This is a genomic window from Enterobacter cloacae complex sp. P1B (assembly GCF_014982345.1).
Taxonomy (GTDB): domain Bacteria; phylum Pseudomonadota; class Gammaproteobacteria; order Enterobacterales; family Enterobacteriaceae; genus Enterobacter; species Enterobacter bugandensis.
Map to the genome: position 1 here is coordinate 227,720 of NZ_JADCLF010000007.1, position 14,595 is coordinate 242,314.

Consider the following 14,595-nt stretch of genomic DNA (forward strand, 5'->3'; position numbering starts at 1 on the left):
GGTGAGGGCATCAGGCCGCACGTTTATGCGGATTCACCGTGGGATTGGGTTCTGCTCCGGCATCACATTTCGCTGGTAACAGCAGGGCCAGCAGCGCAGCCAGTGCCAGAGAAATCGCCAGGCAGTAAACTCCCGCATCTTTGCTGTACAGCGTTATCAGTACGCCTACCGCATAAGGGCCGCAGAATCCGCCGAGGTTACCAAGCGCATTGATCACACCGCGCGCACCGCCTGCCATTTCGGCGCTAAACAGACGTGCAGGAATCGTCCAGAACACCCCAGCGGCGGACTGCAGGAAGAATCCGCAGCCGACCAACGCGGCATAGGCCAGCCAGGTGTTTGCCTTCAGCGCCACGGAGAGGAACATGCAAAGTGCGAAGCCAATCAGCGGCAGGGAGACAAACAGCTTGCGCTTGCCGGTGCGGTCAGAAAGCGTAGAGAAGAGGAACATCCCCGCAATGGCACCGATGTAAGGCAGAATGGCGAGCACCCCGACCTGGCCGATGCTGGTGTGCGTCAGCTCTTTCAGGATGGTGGGCAGCCAAAGGGTATAACCGTAAATCCCGGTCTGGTAGAAGAAGTTCAGGGCGATTAATTGCCACATGGTTTTATCGGAAAGCACGGCGCTCAATGAGGCATTTTTCACCTCTTTTCCGGCGATGGCCTGCTGTTCAGCGGCCAGCGTTTGCACCAGATAGTTTTTCTCGGCCTCTGAGATCCAGCGGGCTTCCTGCGGACGGTCGTAAACGGTGAACGCCCACAGCACCAGCACCACTATGGACATCAAACCTTCAATGATAAAAAGCCAGCGCCAGTCGAGCGCGGTAATAATCCAGCCAGAAAGTGGCGCGGTGATGATCCCGGCAATCGGCACGAACATGATCACAATCGCGTTGGCGCGGCCACGTTCGGCATCGGGGAACCAGTTGCTTATCATCGTTAACACAACGGGCAGCATCCCGCCTTCCGCCACGCCGAGTAAGAAGCGCAGCACCAGCAACTGATACTGGTTAGTGACAATACCGGTCAGGACTGAGATGACTGCCCAGGCGACCAGGGACCAACCGATAAACTTCTTGCCGCTACCATGAACAGCAATCTTGCCGCCCGGAACCTGCAGGAACAGATAGCCGATAAAGAAGATCCCGCCTGCCAGGCCTGCCATGGTGGCGGAAATACCCAGTTCTTCATCCATACCTCCGGGCATCGCAAAGGCGATATTTACGCGGTCCATGTAAGAAATAATGCAGGCGATAAGAATAGGTGGAATGATTCTTAGCCAGCGCTGGCGCGGAATATCCGCATGTAGAGCATTCGTTGAAATATTCATAGTTAATGTCTCTGTGAATGTAATCGGAATATGTTTTTATTTTTATTGTGTCGCTTTATTCATAGCGCTAATGCCGTCACGCAAAATGGCGATGCGATGGCTGACATCAGCATTAGCATTTATTTCCAGTAATTTAATACCGGAGAATTTCAATGTTGCGGCGCTCGCCGCAGTAAAGAGTGATGTAGCCTGTTCAGTCGTCATTAAACTGTCGGCACAGAACGAAGAAAACGGCGCGTGCAGATCCTGCCACTCGCCATATTCGCCGCGTGTGGTGGTGCCAGAGAACATCAGCGCGCCCAATTTTCCGGCTTTACATGCGGCCTGAACGTGTTCAAGCGGAACGGTGGAATTACGGCCTTCAATGGCCGACCGTGCCCAGTTGATGCAGACGCTGATGTCGGTTCCGTTTACCACCTCCAGCACCTGTTCTAAGGGTAAAAAACCTTTACGCGGTGCAGGTCCGGTCATGGCATCGCAGTGTTCCAGCACCAGATCGCAGGACCAGTTCCAGCTCACAATTTCGCGGATTGAGCGGGAGAATGCCTCAGTGGCCTGTTCGACGGATGCGTTCCCGGCCTGCGGCGCCGCCTGCATCTCCAGGGCTATGACTTTTCCCGGAAAACGCACATTTACAGCGTCAATTTTCTGGTGCAGATGCCGGTAAAATTCAACGCATGCTTTACGTTGTTCTTCGTCTGCTGATGCCAGACCAAATGCGCCGTTCGTGCCACGACGGCGCATGGTTTCCATCACCGCCGTGACCACGATTTGCCACTCGTCCGGCGTATGACGGAACAGCCACTCGTCACCGAAAGGATGAAGGTTTTCCAGGCAAGGTTGTTCCAGCCCGCGTATGTACGGTGTGTCGGAAAGTTCCCGCCAGAAGGATTGTTCTTCTTGTTCCCCTTTCTGGTGAAACGAGGGTGCGCAGGGGTACGCACCAATAATAAAACCGGTGTTGGTCATTTCGCGTTCCTGTATTCGTCAGAAAATTACAATAATTCGCTGATTGCCACTTTCACCACAATTTTACGAATTACCGTTTCCTTGTTTTTAATACAGGCAGGACGATGAACATCCTGCGGGAAAAATATGGCATAACTGCCAGGTACCATTTCTATAAACGACTCATTTTCGCTGTCGTGATAAAAGATAATATCTCGCTGTTCCAGTAATGATTCACTTATTTTGTTATTGCCAGTATCAATAGCGATACCGATTTTCTCTTCACCCCAGGCCAGAAACTGAATATCCAGATAGCGGCGGTGCACTTCAGGACGGTTTTCGTGTTGTTCTTTTGTGGTGATGTCGAGTACCTGGGCAAAAATAGTGCGGCCTTCAATTTCCACCACGCCTGGCTCCAGGGTGGTGAAATCCGTGGTGCGCAGAAAATGAAGCGCTTTTTCAATCGCCAGCGGCAGGCGACACGGATTGGGCTGCGAAATATGTCCGAATATCATCATCCCCTCCTTACAGAGACTGGATTTTCGCCCATACGCTGTCGTCAATGGTTATGCCGTTGCGACGGTTCTCTTCCTGCAGACGCGTGAATTCATGTCCCGGCAAACGAACGGCAACATTCTCATCAGCGCGTTCGGCGGTAGTGATGAAGTCCATGATGCGTTGCAGTTTGGCATCGCGGGTTGGCCCGTCGATCAGGCGATCCACTTCAATAGCGATAAAGATCTGCGATACGCCATATTCGTCGCTGTTGTCCTGGGTCACTTCTGCGACGGAAGAGCCGTTCGAGAGCAGGGTAGCGATCATGTCGAGCACGATGGATAAGCCTGAACCTTTCCAGTAGCCCATCGGCAGAATACGGCGGTTTTTCTCAATCACGCCAGGCTCTCGGGTGAGATTGCCCTCGTCGTCAAAGCCGCCATCTACAGGCAACTCGCGCCCGGCCAGGCGGTTCACTTCCAGCATGCCGTAGGAGAACATCGACATCGACATGTCGACCATGGTGATAGGATTCGACGGGATAGCGACGATCAGCGGGTTTGTGCCGATGCAGCATTCTTTTGATCCCCACGCAGGCATTACTGCAATGGAGTTGGTCCAGCAAATTCCAATGTAACCTTTCTCAGCCGCCTGCCAGCCGTAACTGCCGCCGCGCATCCAGTGGTTGGCGTTCCGCAGCGCCACCAGGCCGATACCGTGGTCGGATGCCAGTTCGGTGGCGCGATCCATCATCTTTTTCGCCGTCAGGTTGCCGATGGAGCGTCGGGCATCCCACTGTTCGATGGCACCCAATGAGGTCACCCGTTGTGGCTGGGCGTCAGGGATGATGTCGCCCGCATCCAGTTGCTGAATAAAACGCGGGAAGCGGTTTACGCCATGCGAGTAGACACCGGACTCGGTGGTGCGGGCAAACATCTCCGCGCAGGCATCGGCAGTCTCCACTTTTATGCCGCGATCGAGCAGAACCCGATTGAACGCCGCTTTCAACTCTTCGAAGGTCACTTTCATCCCTGTTCTCCTGTTTTTTAGGGGCAAGTGCGAATGCTTTTTTATCGTTAAATTTCACTATGCGAAATCTGATTTCAAATATAGCGATCAATTTTTGTCAGATCAACGACATTCATGTTTTTCAAAAAGCATTAAAATCAACTGGTTGTGTTTTTTCTGTTGAGATCGTGAACTAAACCACACTTTGCGCTACCATCAGGAGCGCGATAAAAAGGAGCGATTTGATGAGCATGAAAGAGAGCGAAATAACGCAGGAAAAAGAGAGGCCAGCAGGCAGCCAGAGCCTGTTTCGCGGCCTGATGCTGATTGAGATCCTCAGCAACTACCCGAACGGGTGTCCGCTTGCGCATTTATCGGAACTGGCTGGTTTGAATAAGAGCACCGTCCACCGGTTACTCCAGGGACTGCAGTCGTGCGGGTACGTTACCCCGGCGCCAGCGGCGGGCAGCTATCGTTTGACCACTAAATTCATTGCTGTCGGGCAAAAGGCGCTGTCATCGCTCAACATTATTCACGTGGCGGCCCCGCATCTTGAGGCGCTGAACATTGCCACTGGCGAAACGGTGAACTTTTCCAGTCGGGAAGATGACCACGCGATCCTAATTTATAAGCTCGAGCCGACAACCGGCATGCTGCGTACGCGTGCTTACATCGGCCAGCATATGCCGCTCTATTGTTCTGCAATGGGCAAGATCTATATGGCCTTTGGTCATCAGGATTACGTGGCCAGCTACTGGCAAAGCCATCAGGAACAGATTCAACCGCTGACGCGCAATACCATCACTGAACTGAGTGCTATGTACGATGAGCTGGCGGAAATTCGCGATCGCAGCATGGCAATGGATAAAGAAGAGAACGAGCTGGGTGTCTCCTGTATCGCCGTGCCGGTGTTTGATATTCATGGTCGCGTGCCGTATGCGATCTCCATTTCGCTGTCGACGTCCCGCATGAAGCAGGTTGGCGAGAAAAACCTGCTCAAGCCTCTGCGCGAAACGGCAGAGGCGATATCAAAAGAGCTGGGTTTTAACGTGCGTGAGGGGTAGCGTGTTACTGGCTGCCTTCGTGCCACGCTTTTTCAATTTCTTCGGCGAGAATTTTGACGCCCGCTTCGATTTTTGCCGGATCGGGCACGTAGTTCATGCGCATGCACTGGTGCGTGTGCGGCCATGGCTTATCCAGACCCGGGAAGAAGTAATCGCCCGGCACCATCAATACGCCGCGCTTTTTCAGACGCTGATAGAGCAGTTCTGTAGTGATCGGTAAATCCTTAAACCACAGCCAGAGGAAAATTGCCCCTTCCGGTTTATGGATCAGGCAGCGTTCTTCCGGTAAGTAGCGGCGAAGCGTCGCAATCGTCTCCTGAACGCGCTGGTAATAGAACGGTTTGATAACTTCATTAGACAGACGCAGCAGGTCGTTGCGCTTGATCATTTCGCACATCATCGCCGGGCCGATACCGCCTGGTGAAAGGCTGATAATGCCGTTCATATTGGTAATGGCGGTGATGATTTTCTCGTTGGCGATGATGATGCCGCAGCGGCTGCCCGGCAGACCCAGCTTGGAGAGGCTCATGCACAGGACAATGTTCGGGTTCCACAGCGGACGTGCTTCGCTGAAGATAATGCCCGGGAACGGCACGCCGTAGGCATTGTCGATCACCAGCGGGATGCCGTGCTGGTTCGCCAGGACATCCAGCTTCATCAGTTCGTCGTCGGTAATCACGTTGCCCGTTGGGTTCGTCGGGCGCGATACGCAGATCATCCCCGTCTCTTCACCAATATGCAGGTGTTCAAAATCGACGTGATATTTGAACTGGCCTTCCGGCAGCAGCTCGATGTTCGGGCGCGCGGAGACGAACAGATCCTCTTCCAGGCCGGAATCAGCATAGCCGATATACTCCGGTGCCAGCGGGAACAGCACCTTTTTGGTGGTGCCGTCGGCACGACGCCCTGCGAAGAGGTTAAACAAGTAGAAAAACGCGCTCTGGCTGCCGTTTGTTAGTGCAATATTCTGTGGTTCGATATCCCAGCCCAGCTCTTCACGCAGCATTTTGGCAAGGAGAGTCAGTAGCTCGGTTTTACCCTGCGGACCGTCGTAATTGCAGAGCGCATCGGTCGCTTTGCCGTTTTCCAGCATCTGCGCGAGCAGCGTCTGGAAATAGGTTGTCATCTCCGGAATTTGCGCCGGGTTTCCGCCGCCGAGCATGATGGCGCCCGGTGTGCGCAGCCCGTCGTTGAGGTCCTCCATCAGGCGAGTAATGCCTGAATGGCGGGTGAATTTGTCGCCAAAAAGTGAAAACGTCATAGCAGGTGTTCTATCGAGCTTATTTTGAAAGTGGGTAACCATAACGCTAGCACTGTGCTGGTGCAAATCGGGAGATGTGGTCGGATTTGTTGTTTTGTAGGGCGGAGTGGGATTTTTGTAGTGAATAGTTCTGGTGGGTTTCACCCCTCACCCCGGCTCACTCCCCATGCGGGGAGAGGGCCAGGGTGAGGGGGGATAATTATTGATTACCCGCCCATACCACCATCACCTTATCGCCCTTGTGCTCGCGCACGAAGCCGTACCCCTCTTTCAGCGACAGCGTGGTTTGCTTGCCTTCACCGATCGCCGGATGGCGGGCACGGAACTGGCCCAGCGTTTGCCAGTGGGCGACGGTTAAGGCCTGCTTGCCCGTCACGTCCTGCCAGTTCATATCCGAGCGGGTACCCTGCAGCGGGTCAGACCCCGTCGGGCCAAACGGACGCTCGGATTCATCACCGTAATAGATTTGTACGCTGCCCGGTGCCAGCAGGAGCAGTTCCGCAGCGCGCTGGCCTCCTTCGCGGAACAGGCGTGTGTCATGGGAGGAGAGATAGCTCAGCACGTTGAAGCTTTGCAGCTTTTCCGCCATCTGCTGCCAGGTGAGATCCATATCGGCCAGGCAATCCACCGCTTTTGCCGCCTGCTCCTGATAATCAAAGTTGATCATCGCGTCGAAACCGTGGCGGTAATAGTCGCTTTGCATCACTCCGTGACCCCAGGACTCGCCGGTCATCCAGAACGGTGCGTTATCCAGCTTTTTGTCCGGGTTGGCCCCTTTCCACGCGGCCAGCGCCTGACTAGCCTGGTCCTTTAACTGTTGCCAGGCCGCAAGCTCGACGTGCTTCGCGGTATCCACCCGGAAACCGTCAATGCCGTAGTCGCGCACCCACTGGCTGAGCCAGTGGGTGAGATAGTCGCGCGGGGTATATCCCGGGATGGCTTTCGCGTGGGTATCGGGCTTGTGCTGATAAAAGTTGGGTAATCCGGAAGGGGCGGTGGATTCCGTTTTCAGATCCGGTAGGAACGCCAGCGACATGGTTAAATCGTCGAAGCCGGGGTTGTCGTAATCACCAATGTCGGTGCGGATCCATTTCTTGCCCCACCATTTTTCCCATGCGGCTTTGTCGCTAAAGTTGATGTAATCGTTGAAGCTATGCCAGCTTTGGCCCGCGCCCGGCTTCCAGTCCGTCCAGCGGTCGCCCAAGGTCTTTTTCAGCTCATCACCCTGCAGATACAGCGCGCCAAACTGGTACTCCTGCATGTCCGCAAGCGTCGCGTAGCCCGCGTGGTTCATGACGATATCGAACAGGATGCGAATGCCGCGCCTGTGCGCTTCATCAACAAGATGGCGCAGATCATCCTCGGTGCCCATGTTGGCATCGAGCTTCGTCCAGTCCTGGGTGTAGTAGCCGTGATAGGCATAGTGTGGGAAGTCCCCTTTGGTGCCACCGCCTACCCAGCCGTGGATCTGCTCAAGCGGGGAACTTATCCAGAGCGCGTTCACCCCCAGCTGCTGTAAATAGTCGAGCCTGCTGGCGAGCCCTTTGAGATCGCCACCGTGGAAGGTGCCAATTTCCTGCATGCCGTCTTTGTGGCGACCGTAGCTGTTGTCGTTGCCCGGGTCGCCATTCATAAAGCGGTCGGTTAGCACAAAATAGACGGTGGCGTTCTGCCAGCTAAACGGCGCTGGTTTGTCGGTTTCGGCGCGCTCAAGCAGCAGCAGGCCACCACTGCTGGCGTCTGGCTGCAGGGTTATGTTTCCGTTCTGCACAGTCGCGGTCTGTTTGCTGTAGAAATCACGCACCACGGTGCCTTCCGGGAAGGTATGGCTGACGTCCAGCGTCAGCGGTTTACCGTCCCACTTCGGGCACTGGCGGATAACGCTTGCAACCGGCTGTTCTGCGGTGCTCTGAATTGTCAGCAGCAGAGTTGGCGTGCCGGATCGGGTATCAATCCGCATCTGGTATTCACCGTCGCGGAAAAGGCGCCACTGCGGCGGAGACCCGTCGCAGGGCTTGAGCGACAGCATCTCATTGAGTTTTATCGCCTCCGAAGGCTGCCAGCACGTCTTGTCAAAACCCAGCGTCAGAGGACGCGTACCCTTCGTAAGCTTTGCCTGGCTGGTGAAAACCCCGGTGCCTTCGGCACGAAATGCGTTAAACCCCGGCGATGACCAGTCGGCATGTGCCAGAGCGGGTAACATCAGAAAAGCTAATGCGGTGCGTTTCATTCCATTTTCCTGTCGCGGCATTTTTGACCAGTGTGCCATCAGGTTGTGGTTAAAAACTCATCCCCCATCGCTTTCTGTCGGGAGGATCTGTGAGGATGAGTGATCCCGCGCGAAATGAGACAGTTATCTGCGATATCGCACACATTTTTTCAGGAATGATGTTTTTATGAGCAAGTTTCAGGTGACATAGTTTCGGATTTGGACTATTTCTATACGTGCTCTTGAAGTCTATTTTTGATATGATTTGAGATTCCGCTCTCAAATTTGTGAAAAAAATAAGGTGTTGGGATGATTACATCCGACCAGGAGACCTAATGATATCGACTCCCATTCGACGATATGGGGCCGCGATACTCATGTTACTCACCACGACATTTTCGGGTGGGGTGCTTGCGAAGACGCACACGGATACAACGAGTAAGAAAGCCCACGTAATAAAGACGACAAGTAGTAAGGTTAGCAGTAAACAAGAGTATTCTCGCAATAGTGCAAAGAGTAGTTCACTTCCTGATTTGCGAAAATACCCTTCCGGAACACCAAGAAAAAAAGCGTTTCTCCGGACGGTAATGCCTTACATAACAAGTCAAAATGCCGCGATTACGGCGGATCGTAACTGGTTAATTTCAAAACAGTACGATAGCCGCTGGTCGCCGTCTGAACGCGCGCGCCTGAAAGACATCACGAAGCGCTACAAACTGAGCTGGAACGGTAACACGCGTCGCGTACCGTGGAATGCTCTCCTTGAGCGTGTGGACATTATCCCAGGCAGCATGGTAGCGACCATGGCAGCAGCCGAAAGCGGCTGGGGAACGTCTAAGCTGGCGCGTAATAACAACAACCTGTTCGGCATGAAATGTGCGAAAGGGCGTTGTAATAATGCGCCCGGCAAAGTGAAGGGCTATTCTCAGTTTGAATCAGTAAAAGATTCCGTGAATGCTTACGCGGTGAATCTTAATACGCACCCGGCCTACTCATCGTTCCGTAAATCACGCGCTCAGTTGCGTAAAGCGGATCAGGAAGTAACGGCCAGCGCAATGATTCACAAGCTAAAAGGTTATTCGACGAAGGGAAATAGCTATAACAACTATCTGTTCGCTATGTACCAGGATAACCAGCGCTTAATTGCCGCCCATATGTAATCTCAAAAAACGCCTTCCAGTGGAAGGCGTTTCCTTTTCTATATCAGCACCTCGCTGTGGCGATCCCGGTACTCTTTCGGCGTGGTGTCATACTCTTTGCGAAACACCGAATAGAAATACTGCAGCGACGGATAGCCGCACATCTGCGAGATTTCGTTGATCGACAGTGACGTGGAGACAAGCAGGCTGCGGGCCTTCTCCAGCTTCTCCGCATGAATGACGGCATGAATGGTTTCGCCCACCTCTTCTTTGAATCGCTTCTCCAGATTCGAGCGGGAAATGCCCACCGAGTCCAGGACCTGATCGACCTTAATCCCTTTGCAGGCGTGGTTGCGGATATAGTGCATGGCCTGAATGACGGCCGGGTCGCTTAGGGAGCGATAATCGGTTGAGCGACGCTCAACGACGCGGACGGGGGGAACCAGCAGGCGCTGAAGCGGCAGAGCCTCTTTATCCAGCAGACGGTGCAACAGCTTTGCCGCCTGATAGCCCATCTGACGTGTGCCCTGTGCTACGGAGGAGAGCGCCACGCGGGACAAGTAGCGGGTCAGTTCTTCGTTATCAATGCCAATCACGCACAGTTTTTCGGGCACCGGGATATGCAAATGTTCGCAGACCTGCAGCACGTGTCGGGCGCGGGCGTCCGTCACGGCAATAATGCCGGTTTGTGGCGGCAGCGTTTGCAGCCAGTCCGCCAGGCGGTTTTGCGCGTGCTGCCAGTTTTCCGGTGCGGTTTCCAGCCCCTGATAGACCACGCCGCGGTACTTCTCCTGCGCGACCAGCTGGCAAAACGCATGTTCACGCTCCACGGCCCAGCGCTTGCCGCTGGTGGCGGGTAAACCATAAAACGCGAAGCGATGGACGCCTTTCTCCTTTAAATGGAGAAAGGCGGCCTCGACCAGGGCATGGTTATCGGTGGCGATGTAGTGGACCGGCGGGTAGTGTTCGGGTGAATGATACGAGCCGCCGACGCCCACAATCGGCACGTCGACGTCGGTTAGCAGCTGCTCGATGATGGGATCGTCATAGTCGGCGATGACGCCATCACCCAGCCAGTCTTTGATGTTCTCCAGACGGGTGCGGAAATCTTCTTCAATAAAAATATCCCATTCGGATTGCGACGCCTGCAAATATTCACCCACGCCTTCTACCACCTGACGGTCGTAGGCTTTGTTGGCATTGAATAACAACGTAATGCGGTGACGCTTTTCAAACATGGCTCGCTTCCCAATTAAGTCACAATGCGGTTATCAGGCTCGTCGCTTGGTGGCAGAGTCCATCCAGACTGCCAGTAAAAGAATGGCCCCCTTGACGATATACTGCCAAAACGTCGGGACGTCCATCATACTCATCCCGTTATCCAACGACGCCATGATAAATGCCCCCATGACCGCGCCCGCCACGCTACCGATACCGCCTGCGAGGCTGGTGCCACCGATGACGCAGGCAGCGATAGCATCCAGCTCGGCGATGTTACCGGCGGAAGGAGAGCCTGCCCCCAGACGCGAGCTGAGGATCAACCCGGCGATAGCGACCATCAGGCCGTTAATGGCGAAAACCGCCAGCTTGGTACGTTCGACGTTAATACCCGACAGTCGAGCAGCTTCAAGGTTGCCGCCGATGGCATAAATACGACGTCCAAATGCGGTGCGCGTCGCCATAAACATGCCGCCGAGCAGTAACAGCGCCAGCAGCAGTACCGGCGTCGGAACGCCGCGATAGTCGTTAAGAAGCCAGATGGCGCCCAGCACAATGACCGCCGTCAGCGCCTGACGTCCTACCACGGACGTTGACGCTGGCGACGCAAGACCCAGCGCCTGACGGCGCATACGTCCACGCCACTGCCACGCGACAAACGCCAGCAGTCCCACCACGCCGATCGTAAAGCCTATGCTGTCCGAGAGGTAACTCTGGCCAATTTGGGACATCGCCGCGCTGGTCGGGGAGACGGTCGTGCCGTTGGTGATACCGATCAAGATCCCGCGGAAGGCCAGCATTCCCGCCAGGGTGACGATAAACGATGGCACCTTCCGATAGGCAACCCACCAGCCGTTCCAGGCCCCTAAAACCAGCCCCAGTACCAGCGTCACCGCCACGGTCAGCGGCAGCGGCCAGCCGAGCCAGACGTCAAAAATGGCCGCCACGCCGCCGAGAAGACCCATCATCGACCCGACCGACAGGTCGATTTCCGCAGAGATGATCACGAACACCATGCCCACGGCCAGGATGCCGGTGATGGCGGTCTGGCGGAGCAGGTTTGAGACGTTACGCGCGCTTAAGTACGAGCCATCCGTCATCCACGTGAAGAACAGCATGATGACGATAATCGCCGCGATCATCACGAAAACCTGCAGGTTCAGCGCTTTTAGCCCCGCGAACGCGCCGGGCGTCGGAACAGCGACTTTGATATCAGACGGATTGCTTTTCGACATGACGTTCGCTCCTTAAAGCGGCTTCCATCACCTGCTCTTGCGTCAGGTTCTGGTTAATCAGGTTGGCTTTCAGTTTCCCCTCGTGCATGACCAGCACGCGGTCGCTCAGGCCGAGCACTTCGGGTAACTCAGACGAGATGACAATGACGGCAATCCCTTGCTGTACAAGCTGATTAATCAGTTTGTAGATTTCGTATTTGGCACCGATATCGATCCCGCGCGTCGGCTCATCAAGGATTAATATGCGTGGATTGAGGAGCAGACAGCGCGCCAGAATCGCCTTCTGTTGGTTACCACCGCTCAGTCGGCCAATCGCCAGTTCCGGCGAGGAGGTTTTGACCTTCAGCCGGGCAAGTGACTGAAGGATGCACTGTTGCTCGGCGGCATCATCCAGGCTGCTCAGCGCGCCGGAGAACCGATCGAGTGCCGCAAGGGTGATGTTTTTACCCACCGCCATGACCGGTACGATGCCGTCTTTTTTGCGGTCTTCCGGCACCATGGCAATGCCGCGGGCAATCGCCTGCTGGCAGTTGTCGATTCTCACGGGCTGGCCGTCTATATATATCGTGCCCTCCCAGCGCCCTGGCCACACGCCAAACAGGCACTGCACGGCTTCGGTGCGCCCGGCACCGACGAGCCCAGCAATCCCAAGAATTTCGCCGCTGTGAAGGGAAAACGAAACGTTATTGATCCGCTTAATGTGGCGGTTAACGGGGTGCCACGCGGTCAGGTTTTCCACGCGCAGCACTTCATCGCCCTGACTGTGGGGCTCATTCGGGTAGAGCGCGGTCAGCTCGCGGCCCACCATCATGGTGATGATGTCATCTTCACTCATGCCCGCAGCTTCACGCGTGCCGATGTGTTGCCCGTCGCGGATCACGCAGATGGTGTCCGAAATGGCTTTTACCTCGTTCAGCTTGTGCGAAATGTAGATGCAGGCGATACCGTGGTTTTGCAGATCGCGGATGATATTGAGCAGAACCGCAGTTTCCTGTTCGGTGAGTGACGCCGTTGGCTCATCGAGGATCAGCAGCCTGACCTGTTTATTCAGCGCCTTCGCAATTTCGACCAGCTGCTGTTGCCCCAGCCCCAGATCGCCCACGCGTGTATCCGGTGAAATGTTGAGGCTCACCTGCGCCAGCAGCTTTTCACAGCGGAGCGTCATGGTGTCGTAATCCAGCACGCCGTGGCGGGAAATCTCGGCTCCGAGGAAGATGTTCTCCAGCACGGTGAGATGTTTCGCCAGCGCCAGCTCCTGGTGGATGATGGCGATGCCTTTACGTTCGGTGTCGCGAATGTGCGTCGCCTGGATGACTTCACCAGCAAAGACAATTTCGCCTTCGTAACTGCCGTGCGGGTAGATCCCACACAGGACTTTCATCAGCGTTGATTTGCCCGAACCATTCTCGCCACACAGCGAAACCACTTCGCCAGGGTTCAACCGGAGACTGACGTTGTCGACGGCTTTCACCGCGCCGAAGCGCTTGGTGATGCTTTTCATTTCAAGTAAATAAGGCATAACTGCTCCACATAACCCGAGGGAAGAACAGTACAACGTGATGCGCCCCCGCAGAGCAGGGGCAGCGCCGGATTACAGTTCGCTCTTCTTGTGGAAACCGTCTTTAATAACGGTGGCGTCAATGTTCTCTTTATTGACTTCAATTGGCGTGAGCAGGCGAGCCGGAACGTCTTTCAGGCCGTTATTCAGCGTTGCATCTGCTTTAGGTTGCTTACCGTTGCCCAGCTCAACGGCAATTTCCGCCGCCGTATTGGCAAGTTCGGTAATCGGTTTGTAGACCGTCATGGTCTGAGTACCTGCGATAATGCGTTTTACGCCCGCCAGGTCGGCATCCTGACCAGAAATCGCGACTTTACCGGCCAGTCCCTGGGCACTCAGAGCCTGAATAGCCCCGCCTGCTGTGGCATCGTTGGAGGCCACGACAGCATCAATTTTGTTGTTATTGGCCGTCAGCGCATTTTCCATAATCTTCAGGGCATTTTCTGGTAACCATCCGTCGGCCCACTGATCGCCGACCACCTTAATTTTGCCGCTGTCGATGTACGGCTTAAGGACCTTCATTTGCCCTTCGCGGAACAGTTTGGCGTTGTTATCCACCGGCGAACCGCCCATCAGGAAATAATTGCCTTGAGGCACTTTGTCGATCAGGCTTTGCGCCTGTAATTCGCCCACTTTTTCATTGTCGAAGGAAATATAATAATCAATATCGGCGTTATTAATCATGCGGTCATAAGCGAGAACTTTTATGCCTTCCTGCTTCGCTTCTTTCACCACGTTACTTAATACCTGGCCGTTATAAGGGATAATGACCAGAACATCGACTCCCCGGTTGATCATATTCTCGATCTGCGACATTTGCGTTTCTTCATTGCCGTTAGCCGACTGAACAAACACATTCGCACCGAGTGATTCCGCTTTTTTCACAAAAATATCGCGATCTTTTTGCCAGCGCTCCAGACGCAGGTCATCAATCGCCATGCCAATTTTGACCTCCTTGGCATGCCCTGCAAAGCTTACAAGGAGGAGCGTAGTGCAGAGCGTTAGGGTCAGGTTCTTTATCTTCATAATTATTAGGCCTTTTTGTACGGGTATGTGTTGCTGAGATAAAAGAAACATTCACTACTGGGTCGCAGCAAATTTTTAACGCGGAAAGGCGGGCTGGCAATTAC

General features: G+C 54.6%; 12 protein-coding genes. 2 read left to right on the forward strand and 10 right to left on the reverse strand.

Annotation, left to right across the window (positions count from 1 at the left end; translation table 11 throughout):
- Nucleotides 1-10: 10 nt before the first annotated feature.
- Genes INF77_RS08260 through yiaK form a run of 4 tightly spaced genes read right to left on the reverse strand, consistent with a single transcriptional unit; the run spans nt 11 to nt 3,802 of the window.
- Nucleotides 11-1,330, reverse strand: coding sequence for an MFS transporter (locus tag INF77_RS08260; protein WP_041911629.1), 1,320 nt, complete (start codon nt 1,328-1,330; stop codon nt 11-13).
- Nucleotides 1,331-1,372: 42 nt separating this feature from the next.
- Nucleotides 1,373-2,299: a DUF4862 family protein gene (locus tag INF77_RS08265; protein ID WP_045260032.1), complete on the reverse strand. Its 927-nt coding sequence runs from the start codon at nt 2,297-2,299 to the stop codon at nt 1,373-1,375.
- 26 nt (nt 2,300-2,325) lie between these two features.
- Nucleotides 2,326-2,793 (reverse strand): YhcH/YjgK/YiaL family protein, encoded by a 468-nt coding sequence (locus tag INF77_RS08270; protein WP_049137186.1) that lies wholly within the window; start codon nt 2,791-2,793, stop codon nt 2,326-2,328.
- 10 nt (nt 2,794-2,803) lie between these two features.
- Entirely contained in the window at nt 2,804-3,802 is a 999-nt protein-coding gene (gene yiaK, locus INF77_RS08275; RefSeq protein ID WP_041911626.1) for a 3-dehydro-L-gulonate 2-dehydrogenase, read from the reverse strand.
- A 224-nt stretch (nt 3,803-4,026) separates the two neighbouring features.
- On the opposite strand from yiaK, the gene yiaJ reads away from it, so the two are divergent.
- Nucleotides 4,027-4,845 carry an IclR family transcriptional regulator YiaJ gene (yiaJ, locus tag INF77_RS08280; RefSeq protein WP_041911625.1) on the forward strand — a complete coding sequence of 273 codons (819 nt, stop codon included), beginning with the start codon at nt 4,027-4,029 and terminating at the stop codon, nt 4,843-4,845.
- A gap of 4 nt (nt 4,846-4,849) precedes the next feature.
- On the opposite strand, the gene avtA is transcribed toward yiaJ, so the two are convergent.
- Both avtA and INF77_RS08290 read right to left on the reverse strand, forming a co-directional pair.
- Complete coding sequence (avtA, locus tag INF77_RS08285; protein WP_045260029.1) at nt 4,850-6,106, reverse strand: valine--pyruvate transaminase; 1,257 nt, start codon at nt 6,104-6,106, stop codon at nt 4,850-4,852.
- 199 nt (nt 6,107-6,305) lie between these two features.
- Entirely contained in the window at nt 6,306-8,336 is a 2,031-nt protein-coding gene (locus tag INF77_RS08290; protein ID WP_136484585.1) for an alpha-amylase, read from the reverse strand.
- Between the two features lie 314 nt (nt 8,337-8,650).
- On the opposite strand from INF77_RS08290, the gene INF77_RS08295 reads away from it, so the two are divergent.
- Nucleotides 8,651-9,475, forward strand: coding sequence for a protein bax (locus tag INF77_RS08295; protein WP_045630274.1), 825 nt, complete (start codon nt 8,651-8,653; stop codon nt 9,473-9,475).
- A 38-nt stretch (nt 9,476-9,513) separates the two neighbouring features.
- Here INF77_RS08295 and xylR read toward each other — a convergent pair whose 3' ends face one another.
- From xylR to xylF, 4 genes are all read right to left on the reverse strand, one after another.
- Complete coding sequence (gene xylR, locus INF77_RS08300) at nt 9,514-10,692, reverse strand: D-xylose utilization transcriptional activator XylR (protein WP_041911622.1); 1,179 nt, start codon at nt 10,690-10,692, stop codon at nt 9,514-9,516.
- A 33-nt stretch (nt 10,693-10,725) separates the two neighbouring features.
- On the reverse strand, nt 10,726-11,907 hold the full coding sequence (xylH, locus tag INF77_RS08305; RefSeq protein WP_041911621.1) for a xylose ABC transporter permease XylH: 1,182 nt from the start codon (nt 11,905-11,907) through the stop codon (nt 10,726-10,728).
- Nucleotides 11,885-13,426, reverse strand: coding sequence for a xylose ABC transporter ATP-binding protein (locus INF77_RS08310; protein ID WP_193531973.1), 1,542 nt, complete (start codon nt 13,424-13,426; stop codon nt 11,885-11,887). The genes xylH and INF77_RS08310 overlap by 23 nt, the downstream gene beginning before the upstream one ends.
- Nucleotides 13,427-13,498: 72 nt before the next feature.
- On the reverse strand, nt 13,499-14,491 hold the full coding sequence (gene xylF / locus INF77_RS08315) for a D-xylose ABC transporter substrate-binding protein (RefSeq protein WP_041911619.1): 993 nt from the start codon (nt 14,489-14,491) through the stop codon (nt 13,499-13,501).
- Between the last annotated feature and the right edge of the window lie 104 nt (nt 14,492-14,595).

Bases quoted from the DNA above. Each gene is read 5' to 3' on its own strand.
- INF77_RS08260 (WP_041911629.1), bottom strand. From the start codon at position 1,330: ATGAATATTTCAACGAATGCTCTACATGCGGATATTCCGCGCCAGCGC.
- INF77_RS08265 (WP_045260032.1), bottom strand. From the start codon at position 2,299: ATGACCAACACCGGTTTTATTATTGGTGCGTACCCCTGCGCACCCTCG.
- INF77_RS08270 (WP_049137186.1), bottom strand. From the start codon at position 2,793: ATGATATTCGGACATATTTCGCAGCCCAATCCGTGTCGCCTGCCGCTG.
- yiaK (WP_041911626.1), bottom strand. From the start codon at position 3,802: ATGAAAGTGACCTTCGAAGAGTTGAAAGCGGCGTTCAATCGGGTTCTG.
- yiaJ (WP_041911625.1), top strand. From the start codon at position 4,027: ATGAGCATGAAAGAGAGCGAAATAACGCAGGAAAAAGAGAGGCCAGCA.
- avtA (WP_045260029.1), bottom strand. From the start codon at position 6,106: ATGACGTTTTCACTTTTTGGCGACAAATTCACCCGCCATTCAGGCATT.
- INF77_RS08290 (WP_136484585.1), bottom strand. From the start codon at position 8,336: ATGAAACGCACCGCATTAGCTTTTCTGATGTTACCCGCTCTGGCACAT.
- INF77_RS08295 (WP_045630274.1), top strand. From the start codon at position 8,651: ATGATATCGACTCCCATTCGACGATATGGGGCCGCGATACTCATGTTA.
- xylR (WP_041911622.1), bottom strand. From the start codon at position 10,692: ATGTTTGAAAAGCGTCACCGCATTACGTTGTTATTCAATGCCAACAAA.
- xylH (WP_041911621.1), bottom strand. From the start codon at position 11,907: ATGTCGAAAAGCAATCCGTCTGATATCAAAGTCGCTGTTCCGACGCCC.
- INF77_RS08310 (WP_193531973.1), bottom strand. From the start codon at position 13,426: ATGCCTTATTTACTTGAAATGAAAAGCATCACCAAGCGCTTCGGCGCG.
- xylF (WP_041911619.1), bottom strand. From the start codon at position 14,491: ATGAAGATAAAGAACCTGACCCTAACGCTCTGCACTACGCTCCTCCTT.